The organism is Mycobacterium sp. (assembly GCF_049280035.1).
In the GTDB taxonomy this organism is placed as follows: domain Bacteria; phylum Actinomycetota; class Actinomycetes; order Mycobacteriales; family Mycobacteriaceae; genus Mycobacterium.
This window is the reverse complement of sequence record NZ_JBAPPI010000774.1, coordinates 1-6423: the sequence shown is the minus strand read 5'-3', so window position 1 is coordinate 6423 and position 6423 is coordinate 1. Positions and strand designations below refer to the sequence as shown.

At 65.2% G+C, this 6423-nt stretch carries 6 protein-coding genes; 5 read left to right on the top strand and 1 reads right to left on the bottom strand.

Going from position 1 to position 6423, the window contains the following annotated elements; all coding sequences use genetic code 11:
• The 5 genes from WAN71_RS24795 to WAN71_RS24775 form a co-directional block, all read left to right on the top strand.
• Positions 1-1476, top strand: a 1476-nt coding sequence (locus WAN71_RS24795) for a carboxyl transferase domain-containing protein (RefSeq protein ID WP_422227865.1), incomplete at its 5' end; no start/stop codon positions are given.
• Positions 1477-1484: 8 nt separating this feature from the next.
• On the top strand, positions 1485-3509 hold the full coding sequence (locus tag WAN71_RS24790) for an acetyl/propionyl/methylcrotonyl-CoA carboxylase subunit alpha (protein WP_422227864.1): 2025 nt from the start codon (positions 1485-1487) through the stop codon (positions 3507-3509).
• The gene (locus tag WAN71_RS24785) at positions 3506-4666 is read left to right on the top strand and encodes an acyl-CoA dehydrogenase family protein (RefSeq protein ID WP_422227863.1); all 1161 of its coding nucleotides are present in this window, start codon (positions 3506-3508) and stop codon (positions 4664-4666) included. The genes WAN71_RS24790 and WAN71_RS24785 overlap by 4 nt, the downstream gene beginning before the upstream one ends.
• Positions 4663-5181 carry a MaoC family dehydratase gene (locus WAN71_RS24780; protein ID WP_422227862.1) on the top strand — a complete coding sequence of 173 codons (519 nt, stop codon included), beginning with the start codon at positions 4663-4665 and terminating at the stop codon, positions 5179-5181. Before WAN71_RS24785 ends, WAN71_RS24780 begins: the two co-directional genes overlap by 4 nt.
• Positions 5181-5999 (top strand): HpcH/HpaI aldolase/citrate lyase family protein, encoded by an 819-nt coding sequence (locus WAN71_RS24775; protein ID WP_422227861.1) that lies wholly within the window; start codon positions 5181-5183, stop codon positions 5997-5999. Before WAN71_RS24780 ends, WAN71_RS24775 begins: the two co-directional genes overlap by 1 nt.
• A gap of 34 nt (positions 6000-6033) precedes the next feature.
• Here the strand turns inward: WAN71_RS24775 and WAN71_RS24770 are convergent.
• A partial coding sequence (locus tag WAN71_RS24770) for an enoyl-CoA hydratase-related protein (protein ID WP_422227860.1) occupies positions 6034-6423 on the bottom strand: 390 nt, incomplete at its 5' end.

Here is a 6423-nt window from a genome sequence, read left to right as displayed (position 1 = left end):
GCCCTGGGCGGCCCGGAACGGGCCCGCACCCGCCACGTCGACCGGGGCAAACTGCTGCCCCGTGACCGAGTCGACGGCCTGCTCGACCCCGGCAGTCCGTTGCTCGAAATTGCGCCGCTCGCCGCCGACGGCATGTACGACGACGAGTGCCCGGGCGCAAGCATCATCACCGGCATCGGCCGAATTTCCGGCCGCGAATGCATGATCGTCGCCAACGACGCAACGGTCAAAGGCGGTACCTACTACCCGATTACGGTCAAAAAACACCTGCGGGCCCAAGAGATCGCCGGGCAGAACCGGCTGCCTTGCATCTACCTCGTCGACTCCGGCGGCGCCTTCCTGCCGCGCCAAGACGAGGTGTTCCCCGACCGCGAGCACTTCGTCCGGATCTTCTACAACCAGGCAAAACTCAGCTCTGAGGGCATCCCGCAGATCGCTGCCGTGCTCGGATCCTGCACCGCCGGTGGCGCTTACGTGCCGGCAATGAGTGACGAGGCGGTGATCGTCCGCAACCAGGGCACTATCTTCCTTGGCGGCCCACCGCTGGTGAAAGCCGCCACCGGGGAAGTAGTCACCGCCGAGGAGCTCGGTGGTGGTGATCTGCACTCCAAGACCTCGGGTGTCACTGATCACCTTGCTCATGACGACCGAGACGCGTTGCGTATCATCCGGCGCATCGTCGCCACCCTGGGCCCACGCCAACCGCCGATCTGGGATGTGCTGCCAAGCGTGGATCCGATCGCCGACCAAAGCGAGCTCTACGACGTCGTCCCGGTGGATGCGCGAATTCCCTACGATGTGCACGACGTCATCACTCGGCTCGTCGACGGGGGCGAATTCAGCGAGTTCAAGGCGGAATACGGCAGCACGCTGGTCACTGGCTTCGCGCGAATTCACGGCCATCCGGTCGGGATCGTCGCCAACAATGGCGTGCTGTTCAGCGAATCTGCGCTTAAGGGAGCGCATTTCATCGAGTTGTGCGACAAGCGGTTGATGCCGTTGTTGTTCTTGCAGAACATTTCCGGGTTCATGGTGGGCCGTGACTATGAGGCCGGCGGTATCGCCAAACACGGTGCCAAGATGGTGACCGCAGTCGCCTGCGCGCGGGTCCCCAAGCTCACCGTGGTCATCGGCGGGTCCTACGGTGCGGGCAACTACTCGATGTGCGGACGGGCATATTCACCACGCTTTCTATGGATGTGGCCAAACGCGCGGATCTCGGTGATGGGTGGCGAGCAAGCTGCGTCGGTGCTGGCGACTGTGCGCGGGGAGATGAGCGCCGAGGAGGAAGAGGCGTTCAAGGCGCCGATCCGTATTCAGTACGAGCAGCAGGGCAATCCGTACTATTCGACGGCCCGGCTCTGGGACGACGGCGTGATCGACCCTGCTGATACCAGAACGGTTGTCGGTCTTGCGCTTTCGGTTGTGGCGAACGCACCGGTCGAGCCGGTCTCCTACGGCGTCTTCCGGATGTGAATGCTGATATGGTTTCAGGGGGCTTCGGTACCGTTTTGGTTGCCAACCGCGGTGAGATCGCCGTCCGGGTGATCCGGACGCTGCAGGCGATGGGCATCCGGTCGGTGGCTGTCTACAGCGACGCTGACGCCAACGCACGCCATGTCGCCGAGGCGGACCTGGCGGTCGCAATCGGTCCGGCGCCCGCGCGCGACAGCTACCTCAACATTCCCGCGGTCGTCGACGCGGCTGTGCGCACCGGTGCTCAGGCCGTACACCCGGGCTACGGATTCCTCTCGGAGAACGCTGATTTCGCGGCGGCGCTGGCATCGGCGGGACTGACATTCATCGGTCCGCCGGTGGGGGCGATTCAAACGATGGGCGACAAGATCGCCGCCAAGGGCACCGTATCCGCGTTCGGCGTACCGGTGGTTCCCGGTATCGCGCGGCCGGGACTCACCGACGACGAACTGATCGCGGCCGCCGAGCAGATCGGCTACCCGGTTCTGGTTAAACCGTCCGCCGGTGGCGGCGGCAAGGGCATGCGGATGGTCGAGCAGCCGGCTGACCTGCCCGCCGCGCTGGTCAGTGCCCGCAGGGAATCGGCGGCTGCGTTCGGAGACGATACGCTGTTCCTCGAGCGATTCGTGTTGCGCCCCAGACATATCGAAGTTCAGGTGCTAGCCGACGCGTACGGCAATGTGGTGCATCTGGGCGAACGGGAGTGCAGCCTGCAGCGGCGGCACCAGAAGGTCATCGAAGAGGCGCCGTCGCCGCTACTGGACGCTGCAACGCGGGCCCGAATCGGCGCAGCCGCGTGTGATACCGCCCGCAGCGTGGATTACACCGGGGCCGGCACGGTGGAGTTCATCGTCTCGGCTGACCGGCCCGACGAGTTCTTCTTCATGGAGATGAACACCCGGCTACAGGTCGAGCATCCGGTCACCGAGATGGTGACAGGCTGGGATCTGGTCGAATGGCAAGTCCGGATCGCCGCGGGGGAGAAGCTGACCATAAGTCAAACGGATATTGTCTTGCAGGGGCACGCGATTGAAGCGCGGGTCTACGCCGAGGACCCTGCGCACGGCTTTCTGCCCACCGGCGGCGATGTGCTGGCGTTGGTGGAACCGGACGCGGCAGGAGTGCGGGTCGATTCGGGCCTGTCCGCGGGGATGGTCGTCGGCAGCGACTACGACCCGATGCTGGCGAAGGTGGTCGCGCATGGCGCGGATCGGGCGTCCGCGTTGCGCACCCTCGATCAGGCCCTGGCGGACACCGCGGTGCTCGGCGTCGTCACCAATGTCGAGTTCGCCCGGTTCCTGTTGGCCGATCCCGACGTCACCGCCGGTCGGCTCGACACCGGGCTGTTGGACCGACGGGCCGGCGATTTCGTCGCGGCGCCGCCGACCGACGAACACTTCATCGCCGCGGCGGCATTCCATTGGTTGCGGCTCTTTCCCGCGCCGGGCGCCGACCTCTGGGAGGTGCCATCCGGGTGGCGCGTCGGGGCCAACGCGCCGGTAAGCATCCGGCTGCGGGCCTGCGACCGCACCGACCACGTCCACATCACCGGTACCCCGGGATCTGCCAATGTCCGCATCGAGGATGGCGAATCTCGTTCGCTGCAAGCCGCTCTGAGGGGTGATCGCCTCACGGTGACATTGGACCGGCTGCGCAGCGACTACACCGTCTCCACGGCTGGCAGCAAGATCTGGTTGGCCGGCGCCGGCGCCACCGCGGTGCTCGAGGAGGTTCACGAGGCGCCGGTGCGCCCGGACGACGAGCAGAGCGGCGACGCTGAATTGACCAGCCCGATGCCCGGGACGGTCGTCGCAGTGGGCATAGCGGACGGGGCCGACGTAGCGGCGGGCACCGTTGTGGTCACCGTCGAGGCGATGAAGATGGAGCACGCGCTGGCGGCACCCGTCGACGGTGTGGTTGAACTTCTCGTCGCCGCTGGCGACCAGGTCAAGGTCGGCCAGCCGCTGGCCCGGATTACCGTGAACACCAAGGAAATACCAGAAGCATCAAAAGCAGAGGATGGCGCGTCATGACCGAATTCTTGTCCACCGCGACGCTCCCTGACGAGTACCAACAACTGGCCAAGACGGTCCGTGACTTCGCCCAGAGCGTCGTCGCGCCGGTGGCCGCGCAGCACGACGCCGAGCACTCGTTCCCATACGAGGTGGTCGCCGGGATGGCTGAGATGGGCCTATTCGGCCTTCCCTTTCCCGAAGAGTTCGGCGGAATGGGCGGCGACTACTTCGCCCTATGCCTGGCCCTGGAGGAACTTGGCAAGGTAGACCAAAGTGTCGCCATCACCTTGGAAGCCGGTGTGTCGCTGGGCGCCATGCCGGTGTACCGGTTCGGCACCGACGCGCAGAAGCAGGAATGGGTGCCGCAGTTGGCAAGTGGCCGCGCCTTAGGCGCGTTCGGGCTGACTGAGCCCGGCGGCGGCACCGATGCCGGCGCAACCAAGACCAACGCGCATCTCGACGACGGCCATTGGGTGATCAACGGTTCAAAGCAGTTCATCACCAACTCCGGCACCGACATCACCAAGCTGGTGACGGTCACCGCGGTGACCGGCGAGCAGGACGGCAAAAAGCAGATTTCATCGATCCTGGTGCCGGTACCCACGCCGGGGTTCACCGTGGAGCCGGCCTACAACAAGGTCGGCTGGAACGCCTCCGACACCCATCCGCTGAGCTTCGACGACGTGCGCGTGCCCCAAGAGAACCTGCTCGGCGAACGAGGTCGCGGCTATGCCAACTTCTTGCGCATTCTCGATGAGGGCCGTATCGCGATCGCCGCGTTGTCCACCGGGGCCGCGCAGGGTTGCGTCGACGAGAGTGTCAAATACGCCAAGGAACGCGAAGCCTTCGGTCAACCGATCGGGCGAAATCAGTCCATCGCATTCATGATCGCGCGGATGGAGGCTCGCGCCCACACCGCCCGCACCGCCTATTACGACGCCGCGGCGCTGATGCTGGCCGGTAAGCCGTTCAAAAAGCAGGCGGCAATCGCCAAGCTGGTGGCCAGTGAGGCGGCGATGGACAACGCGCGTGACGCCACCCAAATCCACGGCGGCTACGGGTTTATGAACGAATTCACCGTCGCCCGCCACTACCGGGACAGCAAAATCCTGGAAATCGGTGAGGGCACCAGCGAAGTGCAGTTGATGCTGATCGCGAGAGAGATAGGTCTGTGACTTCAGAGAACGGCGAGCATCCTGCCAAGACGATCATCCAGCGCGGGTTGTGGTTCGAAGAATTCGAGACCGGCGTGCGGTACCTGCATCGCCCGGGGCGAACGATTACTGAAGCCGACAATGTGTTGTTCACGACTTTGACCATGAACACCCAAGCGCTGCACCTGGATGCCGCGTTCTCCGATGCGCTGCCGCCATTCAATCAGCGATTGGTGAACTCGATGTTCACCCTTTCGACCCTGGTCGGATTGTCGGTCGCCCAGCTGACCCAAGGCACCATCGTCGGCAACCTGGGCTTCTCCGAGATCGCGTTCCCCAAGCCGCTGTTCCATGGCGACACGCTTTATGCCGAGACCGTGATCACCGACAAGCGAGCATCCAAGAGCCGTCCGGGGGAAGGCATCGTGACGTTTGCGCATACCGGTCGAAATCAGCACGGTGACGTTGTCGCCACCGCGAGCCGCAAGACCCTGGTGCGGATGCGGCCACCGGAGGCCGCTGACGGGGGGGCCTGATGGGCCTGCAGAATCCCGGGCCGGCATGGCTTTTCTGCCCGGCTGATCGTCCTGAGCGTTTCCAAAAGGCTGCGGCCGCAGCGGATATCGTGATCCTCGACCTCGAGGACGGATGCGCCGCCGCCGATCGGCCTGCTGCGCGGAAAGCGCTCGTCGACGTCCAACTCGACCCGGCCCGCACCGTGGTGCGCGTCAACCAGTTCGGCACCCCCGACCAGCAACTCGACCTGGAGACCCTCAAACGCACCGGCTATGACACCGTGATGTTACCCAAATGCGAAGCGCCAAAACAGGTTAGAGAGTTAGCACCGCTGCACGTCATTGTCCTGGTCGAATCCCCGATGGGCGCCCTCGCCGTCACCGAGACGGTATCCGTGGACAACGCCGTCGCGGTGATGTGGGGCGCTGAGGATTTGTTCGCGGCGCTCGGCGGCACTGCGAACCGCTATCCGGACGGGGCGTACCGTGAGGTCGCCCGGCACGTCCGCGCGCAATCCCTGTTGGCTGCCAAGGCGCATGGTCGGCTGGCTCTGGATTCGGTCTACCTCGACATCAAAGATCTCGACGGGCTACGCGCCGAAGTCGATGACGCGGTCGCGGTGGGCTTCGATGCGAAGGTTGCTATCCATCCCAGCCAGCTACCCGTGATACGGGCCGGTTATGCGCCGTCCGCCGACGAGGTGCAGTGGGCGCGAAACGTTCTGGTCGCGGCCGCCGACGAACGCGGTGTCTTCACATTTGAGGGCAAAATGGTAGATGCGCCAGTGTTGCGGCGAGCCGAGCGGATCGTGCAGCTTGCCGGTGAGTCTGGCTCGTAGCAGTCCGGCGCTGTTTGATCTGTAGCGGTCGCGCTTACTTGCGTTGCGCCGCGGCCAGTCGGGCGGCGAACTCCGGTGACCTGATCGATGTGGCCTGCGGCCCGAGTTCGGTGTCCTTGGCGAGCTCGTGCTGTTCGGCATCGACCGATCCGGGGCTGGCGGTGGCACGCATGGTGGCCTTCGTGGCGAGCACGACTTCGCGGGGGGCGGCCGCGGGCCCGGCCGCCAGTTCCAACGCCGCAGCGACCGGGTCGTCGGCAACGCTGAGCGCCAGCCCATGCCGCACAGCGGATTCGGCGTCGAAGCGCATACCGAACAGCAAGGCCGCGCGGGCGACTTGCGGTCCGACCCCGCGCTGCAGCATCCAGGTCGCCCCGCCGCCCGGATGCAGTCCCAACTTCTGAAAACGCGCATCGAACAACGC